The following is a 20844-nucleotide window of genomic DNA, read 5'->3' as shown; positions in this document are numbered from 1 at the left end:
AATTTCGCTTGGTTCAAGTGGATGAGGTAGACGGAAATGGAAGTATTATACGTACTTCTTATGAGATCGTAGATCCGGATGGGTATGTTATTGGTCTGTTCAACTCGTTGAAAGAGGCTCAAAATTTTCTCAAGACGGTTTTACCGCAAGAACCTGAGCCACCTAGACGCTCTAGTCTAAGAATTTAAATATAATGACTCAAGTAAGATGGTTGCTAAAAAACGGCGTCCCTTCTTGATGCGTTATAAAGCGCGCAATTTATTAGTATTGTAAAGTTTGACCTTACAGGCTTAGCCTGCTGATGAGCTGGTGAAATTCTGGCGAAAAGGGCGTTATTACCTAATCAAAAAAGGAGAAAGTCATGGCGGTAAAGCATACACCAACTGGCATTGTACATTCCGGGAACAAGGGCGGTACTACTGGGTGTGGTACCGATACTAAGAAAAATTCTGACCACTGGGTGCAATCCTCTGAACGTATTACTTGCGATAAAAATGGATGCAAGAATTGATGTCGCTTTTATAACAAATCGAAGCAGTCAGGGACTCACTACGCGGGTCCCTATTTGCGCCGTTATGTATTAGCTTTATTAAACACAGCAAAATAGTTAAAAATATAGGTGTAGGCCTAATTTAAATCGGTATAAGAAACAGAAGTAGAGAAATATTTGTCTCGCCTGAATATGAGCATGGTGGTAGAATTGGTTGTTTTTTTCTCGCTTATGATTGATTACAACGACTTAAATAAAGTTGAACTTATTGAGCGGGCTAAGTTAAAGCACATCACGGCTTATACGAAGGTAAAGTTTTACATAAAGTGCCAGCAAATGAAATCATTGACTTTATTCATAAGTATTGTGCGAAACTATGCTCGAAAATGATAGCGATAAATATGAGCTGTATTTAGAGGCAATTGGGGTAGCCGAAGAGAACTATGTTGAATAAGTAAGTAACGAATAACAAGTAGATTGAGTCATTATCACCCCATCACATAGATGTTATAAGTCTCGGATAGATCGTAGGTTCGATTATCCGGTAGGCGTAATCGGACGCTCGCGGTGACACTCTCCGATAATGTTGTAAGCACATCCATAACGGTGACTTTTACAGCTTATTCGAGAGTTAGTCTCAGAGCGCAGAAGAGGCAATGTGAGAGTTCAGGAAACATCTTACAGAAAGGACTAGAACGTCCGATTACAATGCGCTAATCGAACCTACTGCACCGGACGCTAACGCGTGCCGGTTATTGAAGCGTTAGGTTCCTTACCATAAATAAACTATCAATACGATTAATTAGGAATAACATGAGAATTAACTTTACACCTTCAGTTAAAAAAGAGATTGCTCGAAGAGCTATGCATATATGCTCAAATCCAGACTGTTTGAGATTTACTGTCTATTCAACTACAGAAGAAAACACAAGAAGCATTGCTGAAGCCGCTCATATTAATGCGGCTAGCGGTCAGGGACCTAGAGCAATAATAATGGACGAAGAAGAGCTAAAGAAAGCTGAAAATGGAATTTGGTTGTGCAGCATCTGTCATACAAAAGTTGACAATGATGCATGCTATTATGATGAAAAAAGACTCAGAGCTTGGAAAGTAAACCATGAAGATATTTTACGCCGCATTGTAGGTAAAGATTTAGAGTCTGCTTTACTAAATTTGAGGAATCACAAGCGATACTACGATGAAGCTAGAGAGCTTGTGTCATATATAGAAAGTCGAAGAGTCCTGCATGAGGGATTAGATATGGAGTTTCCACCAAGAGTGTTGGAATCTTTAAATAATATCCGTGAGAGGGTTAGTCAAACAAAAGCCAAAATAAACCCAGATGCAAGCCTATTTTATGCACTAAACAAAATTCAATTGGCTATAGACGAATTTCTGCGAACAATCGGCCCTGAAACAGATCTAAAAACTTTACGCTGTAATTGTAATGACCCTGTATGGGTCAAATTCTCTGAAGAACTATTGAAGTTACGATGTGGAATTATAATTATACTCAAGGTGGTTTCATATGATGCCGACTACCAGCTTCGCTGGTAGCGCCGGTCTAAAAAACGCCTCAAAAGGGACTTCGATCCCTGCACCTATGATCCACTGCGTCATGGTTGCGGTAATAAATCAGGGAGCCATAGCTCCCTAATCGCTGCACAAGGGGTGACAAACTAGCCGACGGCTGGTATCGGTTGCCAACCGGCGTGCTGCTGGTTCCCCTGATTATGGCCTTGAGTTCGACGCTGATAACGCCAGGCCAGCAGCAAGGGCATGCCCAGCAGCAGCTGGGCCGCCAGCGGGATCTCCTCGATGGGGGCCGCCAGCGCACCCTCTGGAATGATCCCCCCCTCAATCTCGGCCGCGAGTTTCAGCTCCAGGGCGCTGCCAAAATCGGCGAAGGTGGTGGCGTTGATGACGAACGCATCCTCGCCGCCGGCGATATTGTTCAGATACCAATCCTGCAGCACCCCATCGGGGTAGTCCTGGCCTATGGTGATGCCGTTGATGGTGTCGATGCCGGAGGCGAGCAGCTGATCCCGTACCGTTGAGGTATCCAGCCCTGCGTTCTGGATCCCGTCACCTGAGACATCCATCACCTGGCGCGTGGCGGTGAAATCGTTGGTATCAAACTGCAGGGCGCCGAATTGCATGGCCGAGCCCGGCGCCGTCATCCCCGAGTAGGGGCGTGTCAGGGCGTCCAGGGTGGCGGCAAACTCGTTGATGGAGGTCATGTCATAGAGGTAGAACCAGTCGGTCATCACCGCCTGCTGGGTCGAGCCGCTCCACATCACCATCTGCACGGCGATGGTGCCCAGCTTGCCGTCGCTGGTGTCCAGGATGGCGTCTTGCACCGCCTGGCTGTAAAAGGCGTCCACATAGCCCTGCAACTGCAGGTTGAACTCGGATGCGCTGACGCTGCCTGACACGTCCATCAGCAGTTGCAGCTCGGTATCCACTTCGGTCAAGGCGTAGGCGGGGGCGCTGACCAGCAGCATCCCCACCAGCCCTGCCAACGGTTTTAGTCTCATTGCTCACTCCTTCTCCTTGAGGCCTGGCCCTGATCCTCAGTGCCGATGGGGAGAATGAATAAAGCGTGCCACTTTGCAGGTGTCAGCAGCAGGCATGAAATTTGCGGTCTTTGCACAGGATGAAAACGAACAAGTGCGGGGTGAGGCGATGGAGATCCGTCCCTGGCAGTGGGCGCCCAACTGGTTGCTGTTGGGGCTGGTCAATCAGTGGGCCATGGTGTGGCTCAATACGGGCCATTTCAACCTGCTGGTGGTGTTGCTGATTGCCATCTGGTGGCAAATTGCATCGCGGGTTGCGCCAACGTGGCAACCTGGCCGCGCCGCTCTGCTGCTCTTCTCGCTGCTGCTGTTGATCCCGAGCGCAAGTTGCAAGGCGCTGGCCTGCCTGCTGCTGGCCGCGAGCCTGTGGCGGCGCCAGCAGCCTTGGGACGAGCGCGCCGCGCTGCAGATAGTGGTGGCCTTCACCCTGGCCGTGCTGTGGGGGCAGCAGCTCTTTGCCCTCTGCTCCGGCCCCGTGCTGGCGCTCGATGCCTGGGGAGTGGGCCAGTGGTTGCAACTGCTGGGGTGGGAGACGGTACAAAGCGGCAATCGCATTGAGCGGGTGGGGGGCCATGCCTTGATCGTGCTCAAGGGCTGCTCCTCGTTTTCCCAACTCTATCTGGTGGCGCTGGCCTGGCTGGTTTCCTCCTGCTGGCTCGCCCCGGGGCGGGCGCTGCACCATCAGCTGCCCCTGCTGGGGCTGGTCTTGCTGCTCTACATCGGCAGCAACCAGCTGCGGCTGGTGCTGATGAGCCTGGATCTGCGCTGGTACGGCTGGCTGCATACCGGTACGCTCGCCCAGCTCTACCAGTGGCTGGTGCTGTTGTTGCTGATGACACTGCTGTTTCGAAGGGGGCGCCATGTCACCACCGATTAGGGGCTATCTCTGGCTGGTGCTGCTGGCACTGGCCTCTACCGGCGCCATGGGGTGGCGCTACCAGCACCGCCAGCCGGTGGAGGGCGCGCGCCAGATGCTGCAGGAGCTCCGCCAGCTCGGCTGGCAGCGGCAGGGGGCCAGCCCCTTGCTGGGGGGCACCTATGTGGGCTACCGGCTGCGCCACCCAAATTGTGACGGGGTCTTGCAGGCGATGGCGGTGGCCCCGGATCGGGAGGCCATGTCGGTAAGACTCGCAGGCGCTGGCCAGCTGCAGGGGGTGATGTTTCGGGGGCAGTGGCACCCGGAACCGCCACTGCTGGTCTATCGGCTCAATCAGGGTTGGCACAAGCTGTGGGGCGACGCGCCGGCTCCCCTCTATCGGGTGGCGCTGCCTGCGACCTGTCTTGCCCTTATTGCGCCTGACCAGCCTCGCTGAGGGGGCTCGCCGCGTCGGCCGGCAGCACCCGGATCAGCAGGCTGTTCGGGGCCAGCATGGGGTCGTAGCGCGGTTCGAGCTCGATGGCGCGGGCACTGAGCAGGCTGGCCAGTTTGCCAAGGCGACTGCTGGCAAGGCGCGCACTCTCCAGCATGTCGGTCTGCGGCCCGGGACCGCTGATAAGGGCTATCTTCGCCGGATCCCGCTGGCCGAGAAACTGGTGCAACTGCTGCTCCTGATCCGCCGCCAACATCACCGCTTCCTCCTGATAAGTCAGCGACAGCTGGGCCTGCTCGGCCAGCTGCTGCTGGCGCAGTTGCGCCAGCATGGGGAAGGGATCCTCGGTGGGCGTCTGGCGGGCACAGCCAGTGAGTAGCAAAGAGGGTAGCAAAGAGGGCAGCAAGGAGAGCAGCAAGCCTGCGGCAAGCTTGATGTGGTGGGGACGACGCCCGGCACTCTGGCGCCCAAAAGCCTTTATGTTGGTGACGTTCTGATGCGGCATAAGCTGGCCAGTCAGGGGGATGAATTGGCTCCAGTTTGCAATGTTTTCAAGCGCTTGGCCAGTTGTTCAATCTCGCCGCGAAAGCTGGCCCAGCGGCTGGCGGGGAGTGCTTCGGCCTGCTGCCAGCGGGTGGGCACCGAATCGCGCAGCCGCTGCAGCAGCAGGGCCGCCTCCACCTGTTGGCGCGCCGCCTGCTCGAGCCAGGCGAGCCAGCGCAGATCTTCGATGCCCTGTTGCAGCAGCAATAGATCGTAGGAGAGGCGATGGGCCTCACAGGCCTGCGGGCCCAGCAGCAGAAAGTCGCTCTCGCGCCCGTCGGTGGGGTTGTAGGGCAGGGCGGTGGGCATGCGCCCATGCCACTGCAGATAGCCCTCGGCCCCGCTTTGCCAGAGGTAGAAGCCGGCGGCGCGCGGGGTGCCGAGGTTGTAAAACCAGGGGGTGGCCCCGGCGGCCCTGACCCGTTCCACATCGGCCTTGTCGGCGCCAAAGCCTGCGTTGATCAGGGCTATCTCCACCTCGGCAAGCAAAGGCGCCTGGGCGGGGTGGTTGAAGTGACCGGCTCGCACCACGGCGGGATCCCGCCGTTTCATCTCGCGGGCCATGGCTTGAATGGCGGGCAGGGCGCCGAGATCGGGCTCGTCAAACAGGCTCCAGGCCAGGGGGGGCAGCCCCTGGGCGCGAAAGGCCGCCTGGCGCTGCTGCCAGGCATCGAGCCGGCTGTTGGTGTCGCTGCCCCAGCGCTTAAGCGAAGCGTAGGCCAGCAGCGGCGTGTGAAAACCAAGGCCGATGGCCTCCTCCTGGGTGGTGCGCATCCCGGCTTCATCCTGGGGCAGGGCGGGGGCCACGCCGCTTATCCCAAGCCCGGCGAGCCGCTCCAGATCGCAGCGACTGGCGGCCAGCTGGGCGCTGGCCAGCTCCTGGCCCTGACCGAACCAGCCAAGGTAGGGGGGCGTGTCGAGGTAGATGCCGACCGGCTTGCTGGCGGCGGGCAGGATCAGGGGCAGCACCTCGACGTCCAATGGCAGTTGCACCAGCTGCTGGTGGCTGAGCAGCTGGATATTGCCTTGATAGCGCCCAGCCGGTGCATCCTTCGGGATGGGAAGATGCAGCACCAGGCGCCTTGGCACCCCGCGCTTGAGGGTGAGCCCCGTCACCCCCTCCACCAGTTCCTGATCCGAGGGGAGCAGCAGGGTGCCGCTCGCCTGGGGGCGCACCAGATGCCACTGGCTGTGGTAGGGGGTCAGCGGCAGGGTAACGCCGTTGGCCGCTGGCGGCTGGATCACCAGCAGGGGGGCGGCGTCATCCTCGGGCGTCTCGATGACAAACTCCAGCAGCAGCTGGCTGCCTTGGGCGGCCAGTACGGGAGTGGCTGGGGCTGCCGGGCTGGCCCTGGCACTCAAGGTCGGTTGCCCCGGCGCGATGGGGGTCAGGGTGAGGCGAGCGAGGGGCTCTGGCAGCGAATAGGGGGCCAGGGCCCACTTTTCCGTAAAGAGCTGACGCTGCTTGGCCAGCACCAACCGGGTGGCTTCGGCCAGCGGGTGAGGGTTAGCCTTGGTATCAGCCTGCTTGTCCGCCGCCGGATAGGGGGCAAGCAGCAGGCCGGCGAGGAATTTCGCATCCGGCGAATTGCCCCCCAGGGTGAGGGTGAGCGGGCCGCCCGGGTGCTCGAGCACCAGGCTGACCGGCCCCCCCTGGCGGGCACCAAACAGCAGCCAGGGATCGGGATTGGGCAACGCCTCCTGCTGCTGGCCGGCGAGATAGCGCTGGGCCAGCCACTCGCCCGGCTGCAACCGCTCGGCCCAGACCGGCTCGCCATCGATCAACACGCTGCGCTCGAGGGGGTGGGGCAGGTACTCCCACTCGCCCGGATCGTCGAGCCAGAGGGTGAGCTGGTAGCGCCCCTTGGGAACCTCCAGCCTGACGCCGTCGAGGTTGCGCAGCCCGTCGCGGATCAGCGCATCGCCGGAAGGGCGCAAGATGGGGCTGGGGTGGCCAAGCAGACGCGGATCCCCCGGCGCCAGGGACTCGAAACCGGTGAAGCGGGGGGCATCGCTCGCCCCCAGATCGAGGGCTATGGTGCCGGCGGGCAGGGTCAGCCCGGGGGACCAGTACCAGCGTGTCAGGGTGAGCGGCGTCGCCCCGTCAGCCATAAAGAGATAGAGCCTGGTGAGCTGGTCGAAGGCCAGGGCCCTGGGCTGGGCGGTGCGCCAGTCGCTTAAGGAGAAGCGCAGGGTGAAGGGACCCGGGGGGATGATCCGCTCCAGATTGACCCGGCTGCGGTAGTTGACCGAGGCGGCGTCGTCGACCCGCAGGATCAGGGTCTGGGGGGCGGCCGCGGGATTGTGACCCTCGATCACCAGTTCGTCATCCGCCTCGACGGGCCAGGGCAGGCGCTCGAAGGTGAGCCGCTGGGGCGTCTGCTCGCCGCTCAGCGGCAAGGGGGTGGGGCCATCAAGGCGGCTCGCCGCCAGAACAGTGCTTCCTATTGCCAAACTTCCCATTGTCAAACAGAGGGCCGGCAGGCTGAGGGTGAGCAGGCCGAGTATCCGTAGCCAGCATGTTCTGTGTAAACGCGCCGCCAGCCAGATCATCAGAGCAGCCCCGCCAGCCAGTTTTTCAGCTCATCGGCCCTGTGATCCCAGCTCTGCTGTGCCACCGCCTGCTGGCGACTCTGGCGCCCTTCGCTGCGAGTCAGCGCCTCCCACTCGTAGTACTGAAACCAGTCCTGGGCGGGGGCGTCGAGGGCGGCGCGCTGGATGGCCTGGGCCAGGCTGTCGCCCGGGCTGGGCAGATGCACCAGCTCCCGATAGCCGTCCAGCGCCGGAAAGTCAGTGCTGACCACGGGCCGCCCTACCGCCAGGTATTCGCGCAGTTTAAGCGGATTGCAGGCCCTGATCTGGGCATTGTCGACAAAGGGCAGCAGGCTCACCTGCCAGTGCTGGGCGTAGGCGGCCAGGGTGTGGTGTGGTCTGGGGCCGAGCAGGTACACGTTCGGCAATCCTGCCAGCGGGCTCAAATCGGTTTGCTGCGGTCCTATCAGCACCAGATCCCAGTGGGGCAGGGCGCGGGCGGTCTCCGCCAGCAGGGGGACGTCTATCCAGTCGCTCAGGCTGCCGTAAAACCCGGCGATGGGGCGTCCGCTCGGCAGATCAGCCGGCCTGGGTTGGGGTGGCATAAAGAGCCCGAGATCCACCCCGTGGCTCAGCAGCCGGGTTTTGTGGGGGGGAAAGCGGCTGGCCAGCGCCGGACTGGCGGCCAGGATAAGGTCTGCCTTTTCTACCAGCCTGGCCTCGCAGCGGGCGATGGCGGCGTGATCCACCCCCGCCAGGGCCGAGAAGTCATCGCCGCAATAGTAGATCACTGCCCGTTCGCCGAGCTTGCCTACCAGATCAACGGCGCTTGGCAGGGAGATCCAGAGCAGCGGCTTGTCGAGCTCGGGCTGCTGGCGGCGGATCTGGGCCGCCAGCCAGTGGCCGTTGATCCGCCCCGCCAGCGGGCTGCCGGGCAGGGGCAGCGCCAGCGGCGGCATCACCTGGGGGGTCGGCCCGCTCTGGATGGCGGCTGACTGGGCCTGGCCCTTGGCTGGGCGGCGCAGCACGGCCCCCAGCTTGCGGCCGAGGCGGCCGAGGTCGCGCACATTGAGGCGGGGGCGGCGCAGGCCGATGGAGTTGACCCAGAGCACCCGATAGTCCGGCAGCAGGCGCTTGATGAGATGCTGGGTGCTGGAGGGGTGCTGACCCCAATCCTCCCCCAACACCACCAGCTGGGGCTGTGCGCTCGACGGTTTCATGGCTGTTTCTCCTCACTCAGGCGGCTGGCGGCACTCTCTGCCAGTGCGTCGCGGCAATCTTGCGCATCCAGGGGGCGCAGCACCCGGGCCGGCACCCCGGCGGCCAGCACCCCGGCGGGCAGGCTGTGGGTCACGATACTGCCGGCGGCGACCACGGTCCCCGCGCCTATGGTCACCCCCGCCATCACCATGGCACCGGTGCCGAGCCAGACGTCGTGTTCGAGTACGATGTCGCCGACCTGCTCGTCCCGATCCGGCAGCCCCCGGGCCCGATCTTGCGCATCCAGCGGGTGGCCAGGGTAGCCCGCGAGAAAGGCGCGCCCGGCGATGCGCACGTTGTCGCCGAGCACCACCTGGCTGCCCACTGCTATGGTGGTCTGCCAGCCGATGCCGACATTGTTGCCAATCCTGAGAGCGGGCCCCTTGCTAGAGGGGCGCCCGCTGATGGTCATGGCGGCGCTGAGGCGACAATCCGCCCCCACCTCGATCGACACGGGGCCGCTGATAAAGGGGATGCCGCCATAGAGATAGAGGCGGGGGGCGGGGGCGCGCAGGCGGGACTGGAACAGCGGCGTCCACCAGAGGGTGCGGGCCAGGGTGGCGAGTGTCTGGCTTGCCAGCCGATAGAGGCGATAGAGCAGGCCGTGCAGGGGCGGGATGAGCGGGAAGCTCCAGCTACGGGCCCCCTTGGCGAGGCGCCACAACAGGCGGGCCAGCGGCGTCTCTCCCTGCTTGGCCCAGGTTTTCATCCGGTACAGGCTGATGCTGTTCATGGTGTGCTCTCCCTTGGCTCTGTTGCCGTCATGGCCGACCAGTCAGGCACTAGCAGGGATCGGGCCAACTGACGCTCAGCACGCTGCCGGCTCGCGCCGGCCGCCTGCCAGGGGGTTGGATGGCAAGGCGCTGTGCAAATTGCGCCGGCCGGGCTGCAAAACGCAAAAATCAGATTCATTTTGGGCCTGATGTGCGTTGCTGTGAGGGTCGAGAGCGCGACATGCAGGGCTTCGCGGGGAATTGCACCGGCTGGCGTGCCCCTTGCATTGGCTGATCACAGATGACCCAAGATCCGTTGCCTGGTGGCTGGGAGGCCCTATGAGACTCGGAGTAAACCAGATAGCCATGCTCTATTACGCCGCCGGCCTCTTGCTGATGAAGGGGATCTCCCTGCTGATGCTGCCGGTGCTGACCCACCTGCTGGCGCCGCGGGAGTATGGCCAACTGGAGGTGCTCTTGACCATCATCAACCTGGGCTCCCTCATCCTGGGGTTCGGGCTGGTGGACGCCCTCTATCGTTTCGCCGGGATGGCGGCAGATGAGGGCGAGCGCAAGCAGGTGGTGGCGCGGGTGTTCGGCCTGGTCTGGATCATCGCCTTGGCCAGCCTGGTGCTGCTCTGGTGGCTGGCGCCCCTGGTGCAGCGACTGCTGCCAACCGAAACCCGCCTTGCCGATGTGCGCTGGGTGCTCAGCGCCCTGCCGTTCGAGGGGGTGATCGGGGTGCCGCTGGCCTGGCTGCGGATGCGCAATCAGGCCCGCCTCTTCTTCGTGGCAACCGCTGGCAAGGCGGTGATCCAGTCCCTGCTGACCGCCTGGTGGCTCTGGCTCGGCTGGGGAGTGAGCGGGGTGCTCGCCTCCGGCACCCTCACCTGTGTCGCGCTGGCGCTGCTGCTGAGCCTCTGGCAGTGGCGCGATGGTGGCATTCGCTTTGACTGGCAACACTATCGCCCCCTGCTGCGCTACGGCCTGCCGCTGGTGGTGAGCGGGCTGGCGGGCTTTGCCCTGAGCGGGCTGGATCGCTGGCTGCTGGCCGAGCACGTCGGCGAGGCCCTGCTGGCCTACTACGCGGTGGCGGGCAAGCTGGCGCTGGCGGTGGGACTCTTGCTGCAACCCTTCGCCCTCTGGTGGTATCCGCGCCGCTTCATGCTGCTCAAGGAGCCGGACGGCCTGCGCCTGAACGCCCACTACAGCGTGCTGGGCTCCGTGCTGGGGTTCGCCACCGCCGGGGTGGTGGGGCTCACCGCCCCCCTGCTCATTCGCTGGCTCACCCCCGAGAGCTACCACGGGGCCATCGCCTATATCCCGCTGCTGGTGTTGGGGATGGCGGTGCGCAACGTCTCTGACCTGCTCAACGTCGGCTGCTTCAGCGGGGAGGAGAGCAAGGCCCAGATGGTTATCAATCTGGGATGCAGTTTGCTCGGCGTCATTGGCTTTTTGCTCGCCATTCCGCACTTCGGGGTGGCCGGGGTGATCTGGACCCTGCTGCTGGTCTACCTGGTGCGGGCGCTCGCCTTCTATCTGGTGAGCCAGCGGTTGCTGCCCTTGCCATATCGCCTCTCGGCGCTGTGGGCGAGCGGTGCCGGTTCCCTTGCCATGATGTGGCTCGGCCAGTGGTGGGCAGGGCAATGGGCCGCCTGAGCCACGCCCTCTGGGGGCTGACCGCCACCCTGCTGGTGGCCGGACTCTGGTGGCGGCTGCCGCACCCGCTGCTGCTGCCGGTGCTGGGGCTGGCCATCCCCGCCATCTGGTTTGCCCTGCGCTGGCCGTTTCTGATGGTGCTGGGGTTCGTTACCTTCTCGTTTTTCCGGCTGCACGAGGTGTTTCCCCAGCTCTATCCCCTCAAGATCCCGCTGCTCTTCTCGCTGGCGGCCATCGGTGCCCTGGTTTGGCACACCCTGCTCACCGGTCGCATCAGGCCCTACTGGAGCCAGCCCCTCAGCTGGTTGACCGCCTTTTTCATCGTCGTCTCCATCGGGGTGCTGTTTGCCAGCAACCGGGGGGAGGCGATCGCCACCTGGACCGGCAGCTACAGCAAGATCTACCTGATGACGCTCGCCACCGCCTGGCTGGTGCGCAGGCCGGAGGACTTCGCCCTGGCGGTGCGGGCCTTCGTGGTGGCCGGCTGCATGGTGGCGCTGGTGGCGCTCTACAACAAGAGCAGCGGGATCGGGCTGGTGGAGGGGACCCGGGTCACCATAGGGCGCGAGCTTGGCTCTGTGCTGGGGGATCCCAACGATCTGGCGCTGGTGCTGCTGTTTCCCGCCGGCTTCTCCTTGAGCCTGCTGCTCAACCAGAACGGCCTGGCCGGGCGCATCCTGGGGGCGGTGGGGTTCGTGCTGGTGGCTGCCGCCATCATCGCCACTCAGAGCCGCGGCGGCCTGCTCGGGATCTGCGCGGTGAGCGGCATTTTTGCCTGGCAGCGGGTGCAGTCGAAAACCGTGCTGATCCTGTGCGGCACCCTGGCGCTGCTGGTGCTCTTCGCCGCCGCCGGGATAAGCGACAGGGCTTCCGGCGGGGCGGCGGAGAGCGGGGTGGATGCCTCGGCCATGGGGCGGCTTTATGCCTGGCAGGCCGCCTGGGGCATGGCGCTGGCCCATCCGCTCATCGGGGTGGGGCTCTCCAACTTCTACTACAACTACTTCTTCTACAGCCCCCACTGGGACGGCCTCAACCACGCGGTGCACTCCACCTGGTTCGGGGTGCTGGCGGAGACCGGCTTCGTGGGGCTGACCCTGTTTGTCGGCATGGTGGCGGTGACCCTTTACCGGGCGTGGCACTGTCGCCTGGATGGCATGCCTCCTGCAGTAGTCACAGCCATGCAGGGGGTGATGGCGAGCATGGTGGGGTTCGTTATCTCGGGGTCCTTCCTGACCCAGGGCTTTACCTGGCCCATCTATCTGGAGCTGTCGCTGACGGTGGCAGCCATCAAATATGTCCGGCAGGCCAGAGAAACGGAAATGGCCATGGCCGAGGCGGAGCGGGATAAACAGGAAAAGGGAGCAGAATCATGAGCGCAACCCCCATTTTGCTGGTGCATTACGGCGAGAACTGGATCCGTGGCAGCGAGCGCTGCCTGCTGGATCTGCTGGCCCACCTGGATCGCAACCGCTTTGCCCCCCTGCTCTGGTGCAACAGTCAGTTGTTGGCGGAGGAGGCGGCGCGCCTCGGAGTGAAGGCGGTGGTCGAGCCCTTTACCCTGCTGCTGGGCTGGCAGGCTCCCCGCTTCGATCTGGCCGCCCACCGGGCTCTGTGCCAGCGGGCGCAGGCGCTGATAGGCGAGCACGGCATCACCCTGGTGCATGCCAACAGCGCCGCCCCCTGCCAGTGGCTGGCCGGGGTGTGCCGCAAGATGAAGGTGCCGCTGGTGTGCCATCTGCACGCCCGTTATCAGCCCAGAGACAGGTTTACCCTGCGGGTGCATCAGGCCAACGTGCTGATCGGGGTGAGCCAGCCGGTGCTGGCCCCCTGGCGTGAGGATGGCTGCGAGCACAGACGGCTGGTTCACATCGCCAACGGGGTGGATGGGGTGCGGCTCAATCGGGGTGAACCCTGGCCCGTCAGCAGCCTGCCCGGGCTGCCTGAGGGAGAGCTGATCCTGGCCACCATAGGGTCGCTGATCAAGCGCAAGGGGGTGGACTTGCTGATCCGCTCCCTGGCCGAGCTCTGCGCTCAGGGGGGCAAGGCGCAGCTGCTGGTGATTGGCAGCGGCCCCGAACTGGCCGCGCTCACGGCATTGGCCGCTGAACTGGGAGTGGCCGAGCGGGTGCACTTTCTCGGCGAGCGGCCTGACAGCGCCGCCATCCTGCGCGGCGGGGTGGATCTGCTGGTCTCCGGCGCCCGCGAGGAGGTGTTCGGCCTGACTCTGGCCGAGGCGGGCACCCTGGGGCTGCCGGTCAGCGCCTATCGGGTGGGGGGGATCCCCGAGGTGGTGGAACACACGGTGACGGGCCTTCTGGCCGACCCTGGTGATTGGCGCCAGATGGCTGCCCATTGGCAGCGGCTGGGCGATGCCGGACTGCGCTATCGGCTGGGGCGGGCGGGGCAGCTGCGCGCCAGCCAGCTGTTCACGGTCAAACGCTATGTGGAGAAGGTGAGCGAGCTCTGGTCGGCGGCACTCTCGGGGCGCTGGGACAATCCCGAGCTCCCCCCCTACGGGCGCATGGTGCGCTGGCTCGGCCAGCGGCTGCTGGCGAGGGTGGGTCTGGCGGGGGAAGGGGGGCTGCTTGGCGGGCGCAGGGCGGCGATCGGGTCGGATGAAGGAGCACCATCATGAAGCCGCACCATGAGTCGACTGTTGGCAAGGCCGGGCGGGGGGAGGCGCTGCTGGTGGTGGATCCCATCTCTTTTCGCGGCGGCTCCAAGGTGGCCACCGAGGTGATCCTGGCGGGGCTGGCCGACCGCCTGCCGGCCCTGGCACTGCATGTTTTGACGCCGGACTTGGACTCCTGGCCCCGTTGCCGGCACCATTCGCTCTGGGTGCCCGCCCTGCTGCGGGGGCGCGAGTCGGGCCTGGGGTATCTGCTCAAGCAGGGGTGGCAGAGCCTGATGATCCTCTGGCTGATATGGCGGCTGGGGGAGGTGCGCGGCCTGCTGGCGGCCTCCGGCCCCGGGGTGGATCTCTGCTGCTACTGGGCTGCCCGGATCGCGGGGATCCCGGTGGTGCAGCTTATTCACGGCCCGGTGGGCTGCTCCGGCATGTCGGCAAGGGCCCTGTGGCGCGCCAGCCAGGTCTTCTATCTGGAGGCCGCCCGCCCTTCGCTCTCGGCCCTGATCGCCCGCCTTGGCGAGCGCGACTTTCCGCCCCGCTGGCAGCCCTTCATCAACGGGCTGTGCGAGGCGAGCTGGCCCACGGCCACGACCGGCGGCTCCGGCATCTTGTGGGCCGCCTCCTTGCTCAAGTGGAAAGGGCTGGAGACCATGCTGGCGGCGCATCAGCAGCTTGCCGAGCCCCGTGCACCGCTGACCGTCTGCTATCTGCAACCGCGCAACATACTGCAACCTTGCAGCGACCCCCGGCCAGATCTGCCCGATACCCGCTGGCATGAAAACCCCGGCAACCTTGACGAGATCAGGGCCGGCTGCGGCATCTTCGTCTCCACCAGCCATCAGGAGCCCTTCGGCCTCTCCATCCTGGAGGCCATGGCTGCCGGCCTGTGCGTGGTCATTCCGGCCGATGGGGCCTGGTGGGATCGCCACCTGACCGACGGGGTGAACTGCCGCAAATATCAGCCGGACAGCGCCGATGAACTGGCGCGCGTGCTGGCGGCGCTGCAGGAGGCCCCTGCGGTGGCCATGGCCATAGGGGACAATGCCAGGCTGCATGCGGCGGCACATTACAAGGCGAGCGAGACAGGCAGAGAGATGGTGGCGGGACTGGCACGACTGCTAGAGCGGGCCGGGCCTGAGTGCGCCGCGAAGCGTCCTGGCCCGGCGCTGTAGCGGCGCGTCACTCCCTGCATCGCGACCTTGCCCGGGCTTTGACCTTATGGCAGGTCCGGCTCGCTCATGCTGGCGACTGTCTGCCAGAAGGCCTCGATCAGCGGCCCCTTGCTGTGGGGCGGGCGAATAAGGCCTATGGTCCAGCAGGCTTCTCCTTCGGTCAGCGGCAGGGTCAGCACGTCCGGGTGCTCTATGGTGGTGGAGGAGGGCACCAGGGTCCAGGCGATATCAGCGGCGGCGGTGGCGACCCCGGCGGCGAAGTCGTTGACGTACTGGATATCGCGAAAACGCAGCCCGCTCTGGGCCAGGTAGTGCATCAGGTGATCGTAAAACGAGGGGGCCTTGTCCCGGCGCAGGATCGCCAGCGGTTTGTCCACCAGATCAGCCAGCTTGCTCACGCCGGCGTAACTGGCGGGCAGCACGGCGACAAAATGGGCCCGCACCACCGGCAGGCACGGCCACCCCTTGGGGGCGGGCAGGCGGCAGAAGCCGAGATCCAGCTTGCCCTCGCTCAGGGCCAGCAACTGATGGTGGGTGGAGAGATCGTTGAGCTCTATGGTCACCTGGGGGCGTTCGGCCCGAAATTGCGCGATGGCGGCGGGCACCAGCAGCTTGGTGGCAACGCCAAAGCCGATGCGCAGGGTGCCGCTGTTGCCGGCCAGCACGTCGCGGGCGCTGCGTGCTAGCTGCTCGCTGGCCGCCACCAGGGCGCGGGCATCCTCATAGAGGGCGCGCCCCAGCACGGTGAGACGGGTACTGCTTGCATTGCGCTCGAACAGCTCGCCGCCCAGCTCCTCTTCTAGCCGCCGGATCTGCTTGCTCAGCGCCGACTGAGTGACGTGCTGGCGCACCGCCGCCTGACCGAAGTGCAGTACCTCCCCCAGGGTGACGAAGGCCTTCAGATCCCGCAGCTCCATGTCGGCTCCTTTGATTCCTGTTTGGAATGTTGAATGGTTAAATTTGTCATTGGACGGAATTTTAGAACTGTTCGATGCTAATGCCAATTCCATTGGGCACCGCCAGTCGGTGCGATCAAGGTGGCCAGCCCACCGCCGCAGAAGGAGCAACCCCAGATGCATCACCACAAGTTCAATGACTTCCCGAAAGATTTTCTGTGGGGCGCCGCCTCCGCCGCCTATCAGGTGGAAGGGGGCTGGGACGCCGATGGCAAGGGGCCCTCGGTGTGGGATCTGTTCACCAAGCTGCCGGGCAAGACCTTTGAGGGGAGCAACGGCGACGTGGCGGTGGATCACTACCACCGCATGGAGGAGGACGTGGCGCTGATGGCCGAGATGGGGCTCAAGGCCTACCGCTTCTCGGTGAGCTGGCCGCGCATCTACCCGACCGGTCGCGGCGAGGTGAACGAGGCGGGGCTCGCCTTCTATGAGAAACTCATCGACACCCTGCTGGCCCACCAGATTGAGCCGGTGCTCACCCTCTATCACTGGGACCTGCCCCAGGCGCTGCAGGACGAATATGGCGGCTGGGAAGACAGACGGATCATCGCCGATTTCGAGCACTACTGCGTGACCCTCTATCAGCGCTTTGCCGGCAAGGTGAAGTACTGGGTGTCGCTCAACGAGCAGAACTACAACCTGACCAACGCCTATCAGCTCGGCACCCATCCGCCTGCAGTGCAGGACCGCAAGCGCTTCTTTGCCGTCAACCACATCGCGTTTCTGGCCAACGCCCGGGTCATCAAGGCGTTTCGCCAGCACGTGCCGGGGGGACTGATCGGCCCAAGCTTTGCGTACTCCCCCGCCTATCCGGCCTCGTGCGATCCCAAAGACATGCTGGCTTACGAGAATGCCGAGGAGTTCACCAACCTCTGGTGGCTGGATGCCTACTGCTTCGGCCGCTACCCCCAGGCGGCGCTCGCCTACTTGCGGGAGAACGGCGAGGCGCCCCAGATCCTGCCGGGCGATCTCGAGCTGTTGCGGGAAGGAACCCCCGACTACATAGGCGTCAACTACTACTACACCCTGACCTATACCGACAACCCGCTCGGCGGCCAGACGATGCAGCGCATCAACACCACGGGCAAGAAGGGCACTACGCCGCCAAGCGGCATTCCCGGCCTCTACAAGACGGCGCCCAACCCGCACCTGGAGACCAGCAACTGGGACTGGGCCATCGATCCGACCGGGATGCGCATCGCCCTGCGCCGGCTCTCCTCCCGCTACGGCCTGCCGCTGATGATCACCGAGAACGGCCTCGGCGAGTTCGACAAGCTGGTAGAGGGAGATCGGGTGCACGACGACTACCGCATCGACTATCTGCGCAGCCACGTCAAGGCGTGCCAGGAGGCGCTGCAGGACGGGGTGGAGCTCCTGGGCTATTGCGCCTGGTCGTTCACCGACATCCTGAGCTGGCTCAACGGCTACCAGAAGCGCTACGGCTTCGTCTATGTTGAGCGGGACGAGCAGGGGGGCTCCCTGCGCCGGCTCAAGAAGGACAGCTTCTACTGGTACCAGACGGTGATAAGCTCGGGCGGCAAGACACTGTAACCAAATCCATCCCCTCGACGGGCCCCGCCAACTGGCGGGGCCCGTTTTTTTTGTCCGTCTGCCGGGCCGACCCGCGCCGCATCCGGGCATGGCACTTGCCGGATTGATCTAACTCATCTTTTTGTCAATTAGCGTGTGCGGATGGCGGCTGCAAACCGGCGGGAGGGGCAATCTGGTTTAGATTCAATATGTTTACGCGGCCCCGAAGAGGGATCTATCACCTTGGCAGAGGTGGAAGCGCATCATGCACCACAACAGCTCTCATCCCCGCTGCGGCGGGCCGGTTGCCCAGCAGGTTGATCTGCGCCAGCTGGTATATGCCCTGTCGGCGTCGCTGGATCTGGTCGGCATCGGCGATGTGGCACACGGCAAGCGGGTCGGCATCATGGCCGCCGAGTGTGGCAAGGCTCTGGGGGCCGGTGAGAGCGAGCAGGCCTGCCTGTTCGAGCTGGGGGTGCTGCACGACATCGGCGTCTCCTCCACCTTTATCCACAGCCATCTGGTCAGCGAATTCGACTGGGAGTCTTCCCAGCGTCATTGCGAGGTCGGTTACGATCTGCTCAAGGATTTCCCGCCGCTGGCCCCGCTGGCGGAGCCCATCCGCTATCACCACACCCACTGGCATCAACTTGTTCGGCAGCAGGGGGTGACAGCCACGGTGCGGCGCCAGGCCAACCTCATCTTTCTGGTCGACCGGGTCGATGCCCTGGCGGCCCCGCATTATGGGGACGGCTCCCTGCTGATGCACACCCAGGAGATCCGGCAGCGGATCGAGGCGTGCGCCGGCGAGTTCTTCGACCCCGAGCTGGTGGCGGCCTTTTTGCGGGCCTCTCTGCCGGAGGCATTCTGGCTGCAGCTGGAGGGGCGCGCCATCACCGACTACATGCGCGGCATGCTGAGCGAGCGGGAGCCCTGCCTCACCAGCAACGGCGAGCTCAAGCAGCTGGCGCGCATCTTTTCGGCCATCGTCGATGCCAAGAGCCCCTTCACCGTGGCCCACTCCCTCGGGGTGGCCAGGCTGGCCCGGCGGCTGGCCCAATGGATGGGGATTGAGGAGGGACGCTGCGAGCAGCTGGAGATCGCCGGGCTGCTGCACGATCTCGGCAAGCTGCGGGTACCCGACGAGATCCTCGACAAGGCGGGAAAACTCGATGAGCGGGAGCGGGCCATCATCAACACCCACAGCTTTGAAACCTATCAGATTTTGCGCCACATCGACGGCTTCGAGGAGATTGCCCTGTGGGCCTCCTATCATCACGAGGAGCCCAATGGCTGCGGCTATCCTTTCCACCTGACCGCCGAGGCGATGCCGCTGGAGGCGAGGATCCTGCGGGTGGCCGACATCTTCCAGGCCATGGTGCAGCACAGACCCTATCGGGCGGGGCTGAGCGCCGACGCGGCGCTCGGCTTCTTGCAACAGCTGGCGAGCCAGGGGCGGGTCGATGTCGACGCCGTGGCTACCCTGGCGGCGCACCTGCCCGAGGCTCACCAGGCCGCCAGCGGTCAGACGCAGGCGGCCCAGAGAGTCCTCGGCGTCGGTGAGCGGACGCCTTAGAGGAACATGCCGCCGGAGGCCTCGATGCGCTGGGCATTGATCCAGCGGCTGTCGGGGGAGAGCAGGGCGGCGATGACGCCGCCGATGTCCTCCGGCTGGCCCACCCGACCCAGCGCCGTCTGGCTGGCGATGAAGTCGTTGACCGCCTGATTGTCCCGTACCACACCCCCGCCAAAATCGGTCTCGATGGCTCCCGGCGCCACCACGTTGACGGCGATGCCGCGCGGCCCCAGCTCCTTGGCCAGATAGCGGGTCAGCACCTCGACCCCTCCCTTCATGGCCGCATAGGCGGCATAACCGGGCAGCGCGAAGCGGGTCAAGCCGCTTGACAGGTTGAGGATGCGCCCGCCATCGCGCAGAAGCGGCAGCAGCTGCTGGGTCAGAAAGAAGACCCCCTTGAGGTGAATGTTGAACAGGGTGTCGAACTGCTGCTCGCTGGTCTGCTCGATGCTGGCGTGAATGCCGATGCCGGCGTTGTTGACCAGAAAATCGAACCGATCCCGCTGCCACGCGCCCAGCTGCTCGCGCACCTGGCTGGCGAAGGCGGCAAAGCTGCTGCTGTCGGCCACATCGAGGGGCAGGGCATGGGCTCTGACGCCGAGGGCGGTCGCCTCGGCCACCACGGCCGCCGCCTCTTCGGCCTGACTGCGATAGGTGATGATGAGGTCGACGCCGCGGGCGGCGAGGGCCAACGCCGCCTGTTTGCCAAGGCCGCGGCTGGCGCCGGTGATGAGTGCGATGGGATGGGTCATGAGAGGACTCCTGTCTGTGGTCATGGGCTCGGGATGAGCCGGTGTGATCACTCTATTGCCCGTTGTTGATTGGATAAATAAGGCGATAATGAATGCACTGTTCCGATTAGCGAGACAATGGCGCCATGGATCAACTGGATGCGATGAGGATGTTTGTACGGGTGGCGGAGCTGGAGAGCTTTACCCGCAGTGCCGAACAGCTGGGGATCCCCAAGGCGACGCTCTCGGCGGCCATCCGCCGGCTGGAGGAGCAGATGGGCACCCGCTTGCTGCAGCGCACCACCCGGCGGGTGCAGCTGACCACGGATGGCCGGCTCTGTTATGCCCGTTGTCAGGATCTGCTGGCGGACATGGAGGAGTTCAACGGGCTGTTTCGCCAGCAGGGGCAGCTGAGCGGCCAGCTGCGGGTGGACATGCCGGGCCGGATGGCCCGCCATCTGGTGATGCCGGCGCTACCCACTTTTCTGGCGGCGCATCCCGCCTTGCAGTTGATGCTGAGCAGCACGGACCGGCGGGTCGACCTGGTGCGGGAGGGGTTTGACTGCGTGATCCGGGTCGGGGCGCTTGAGCCCTCCAGCCTGGTGGCGCGCCCCCTCGGCCACTACCGCCAGATCAATTGCGCCAGCGCCGCCTATCTGGCCCGCCATGGGACGCCCCGCAGCCTGAGCGAGCTGAGCGGCCATCGGCTGGTGCACTACGGCAGCAGCAGCGGGCCCAGAGAGAGCGGTTTTGAGTATCTGCAGGCGGATGGCTCGCGCGCCGTGCTGGCGATGAGCGGGGCGCTCACGGTGAACGACAGCGAATCCTATCTGGCGGCGGCGCTGGCCGGGCTTGGCATCATCCAGCAGCCGCGAGTCGGGGTGGAGCCACTGCTGGCCAGCGGCGAGCTGGTGGCCATCCTGCCAAAGTGGCAGGCGCCCCCGCTGCCCATTCACGCCCTCTATGCCCATCGCCGTCAGCTGGCCCCTAGGGTGCAGGCCTTCATTCAGTGGCTGAGCGGCATCCTGGCGTCAGCGCTGGGCCCCGACGGCCCGCGCGATGGCCTGGCGACGCGGGCAGGGATGGACGCAGCCGATTGATGGCTTGACGCCAATCCCCACCTGCGGCGGGTCTCTCTATGGCTGCCATCGACAATCCCGGTTTGGC

At 63.9% G+C, this 20844-nt stretch carries 17 protein-coding genes; 10 read left to right on the top strand and 7 right to left on the bottom strand.

Going from position 1 to position 20844, the window contains the following annotated elements; translation table 11 throughout:
• Nucleotides 1-1303 precede the first annotated feature (1303 nt).
• Nucleotides 1304-2047, top strand: a complete 744-nt coding sequence (locus tag AB5Y81_RS03045) for a hypothetical protein (RefSeq protein ID WP_368146540.1) — start codon at nt 1304-1306, stop codon at nt 2045-2047.
• Nucleotides 2048-2169: 122 nt separating this feature from the next.
• Here the strand turns inward: AB5Y81_RS03045 and AB5Y81_RS03040 are convergent, their stop codons facing one another.
• Nucleotides 2170-3027 (bottom strand): DUF1194 domain-containing protein, encoded by an 858-nt coding sequence (locus AB5Y81_RS03040; protein ID WP_279484298.1) that lies wholly within the window; start codon nt 3025-3027, stop codon nt 2170-2172.
• A 94-nt stretch (nt 3028-3121) separates the two neighbouring features.
• On the opposite strand from AB5Y81_RS03040, the gene AB5Y81_RS03035 reads away from it, so the two are divergent.
• Both AB5Y81_RS03035 and AB5Y81_RS03030 read left to right on the top strand, forming a co-directional pair.
• On the top strand, nt 3122-3943 hold the full coding sequence (locus tag AB5Y81_RS03035; protein ID WP_279484299.1) for a hypothetical protein: 822 nt from the start codon (nt 3122-3124) through the stop codon (nt 3941-3943).
• On the top strand, nt 3927-4379 hold the full coding sequence (locus AB5Y81_RS03030; RefSeq protein ID WP_279484300.1) for a hypothetical protein: 453 nt from the start codon (nt 3927-3929) through the stop codon (nt 4377-4379). The genes AB5Y81_RS03035 and AB5Y81_RS03030 overlap by 17 nt, the downstream gene beginning before the upstream one ends.
• Here AB5Y81_RS03030 and AB5Y81_RS03025 read toward each other — a convergent pair.
• From AB5Y81_RS03025 to AB5Y81_RS03010, 4 genes are all read right to left on the bottom strand, one after another.
• Complete coding sequence (locus AB5Y81_RS03025; RefSeq protein WP_279484301.1) at nt 4354-4881, bottom strand: hypothetical protein; 528 nt, start codon at nt 4879-4881, stop codon at nt 4354-4356. The two genes, AB5Y81_RS03030 and AB5Y81_RS03025, sit on opposite strands and share 26 nt — an antisense overlap.
• A gap of 11 nt (nt 4882-4892) precedes the next feature.
• Nucleotides 4893-7382, bottom strand: a complete 2490-nt coding sequence (locus AB5Y81_RS03020) for a hypothetical protein (RefSeq protein WP_279484302.1) — start codon at nt 7380-7382, stop codon at nt 4893-4895.
• An 89-nt stretch (nt 7383-7471) separates the two neighbouring features.
• Nucleotides 7472-8671, bottom strand: coding sequence for a glycosyltransferase (locus AB5Y81_RS03015; RefSeq protein WP_279484303.1), 1200 nt, complete (start codon nt 8669-8671; stop codon nt 7472-7474).
• Nucleotides 8668-9444 carry a DapH/DapD/GlmU-related protein gene (locus AB5Y81_RS03010; protein ID WP_201880742.1) on the bottom strand — a complete coding sequence of 259 codons (777 nt, stop codon included), beginning with the start codon at nt 9442-9444 and terminating at the stop codon, nt 8668-8670. Before AB5Y81_RS03010 ends, AB5Y81_RS03015 begins: the two co-directional genes overlap by 4 nt.
• Nucleotides 9445-9763: 319 nt before the next feature.
• On the opposite strand from AB5Y81_RS03010, the gene AB5Y81_RS03005 reads away from it, so the two are divergent.
• From AB5Y81_RS03005 to AB5Y81_RS02990, 4 genes are read left to right on the top strand one after another with little or no spacing between them, the layout of a single operon-like run.
• Nucleotides 9764-11083, top strand: a complete 1320-nt coding sequence (locus AB5Y81_RS03005; RefSeq protein WP_042889002.1) for a lipopolysaccharide biosynthesis protein — start codon at nt 9764-9766, stop codon at nt 11081-11083.
• A complete protein-coding gene (locus AB5Y81_RS03000) occupies nt 11071-12456 on the top strand; it encodes an O-antigen ligase family protein (protein ID WP_252600433.1) in 1386 nt (461 codons plus the stop codon). Before AB5Y81_RS03005 ends, AB5Y81_RS03000 begins: the two co-directional genes overlap by 13 nt.
• Nucleotides 12453-13718 carry a glycosyltransferase family 4 protein gene (locus AB5Y81_RS02995; protein ID WP_279484304.1) on the top strand — a complete coding sequence of 422 codons (1266 nt, stop codon included), beginning with the start codon at nt 12453-12455 and terminating at the stop codon, nt 13716-13718. The genes AB5Y81_RS03000 and AB5Y81_RS02995 overlap by 4 nt, the downstream gene beginning before the upstream one ends.
• Entirely contained in the window at nt 13715-14884 is a 1170-nt protein-coding gene (locus AB5Y81_RS02990; RefSeq protein ID WP_279484305.1) for a glycosyltransferase family 4 protein, read from the top strand. The genes AB5Y81_RS02995 and AB5Y81_RS02990 overlap by 4 nt, the downstream gene beginning before the upstream one ends.
• Before the next feature lie 44 nt (nt 14885-14928).
• On the opposite strand, the gene AB5Y81_RS02985 is transcribed toward AB5Y81_RS02990, so the two are convergent.
• A complete protein-coding gene (locus AB5Y81_RS02985; RefSeq protein WP_279484306.1) occupies nt 14929-15801 on the bottom strand; it encodes a LysR family transcriptional regulator in 873 nt (290 codons plus the stop codon).
• 156 nt (nt 15802-15957) lie between these two features.
• On the opposite strand from AB5Y81_RS02985, the gene AB5Y81_RS02980 reads away from it, so the two are divergent.
• Together AB5Y81_RS02980 and AB5Y81_RS02975 are read left to right on the top strand one after the other, a co-directional pair.
• Nucleotides 15958-17391 carry a glycoside hydrolase family 1 protein gene (locus tag AB5Y81_RS02980; protein WP_279484307.1) on the top strand — a complete coding sequence of 478 codons (1434 nt, stop codon included), beginning with the start codon at nt 15958-15960 and terminating at the stop codon, nt 17389-17391.
• 244 nt (nt 17392-17635) lie between these two features.
• Complete coding sequence (locus AB5Y81_RS02975) at nt 17636-18946, top strand: HD-GYP domain-containing protein (RefSeq protein ID WP_279484308.1); 1311 nt, start codon at nt 17636-17638, stop codon at nt 18944-18946.
• Here AB5Y81_RS02975 and AB5Y81_RS02970 read toward each other — a convergent pair.
• The gene (locus AB5Y81_RS02970) at nt 18943-19698 is read right to left on the bottom strand and encodes an SDR family NAD(P)-dependent oxidoreductase (RefSeq protein ID WP_010633855.1); all 756 of its coding nucleotides are present in this window, start codon (nt 19696-19698) and stop codon (nt 18943-18945) included. The two genes, AB5Y81_RS02975 and AB5Y81_RS02970, sit on opposite strands and share 4 nt — an antisense overlap.
• A 125-nt stretch (nt 19699-19823) precedes the next feature.
• Here AB5Y81_RS02970 and AB5Y81_RS02965 point away from each other — a divergent pair, with 125 nt between their 5' ends.
• The gene (locus AB5Y81_RS02965) at nt 19824-20777 is read left to right on the top strand and encodes a LysR family transcriptional regulator (protein WP_279484309.1); all 954 of its coding nucleotides are present in this window, start codon (nt 19824-19826) and stop codon (nt 20775-20777) included.
• Nucleotides 20778-20844: the final 67 nt, after the last annotated feature.

The organism is Aeromonas sp. s2, from assembly GCF_040907935.1.
GTDB classification, from domain to species: Bacteria; Pseudomonadota; Gammaproteobacteria; order Enterobacterales; family Aeromonadaceae; genus Aeromonas; species Aeromonas dhakensis.
This window is presented reverse-complemented; position numbering and strand designations above follow the sequence as displayed.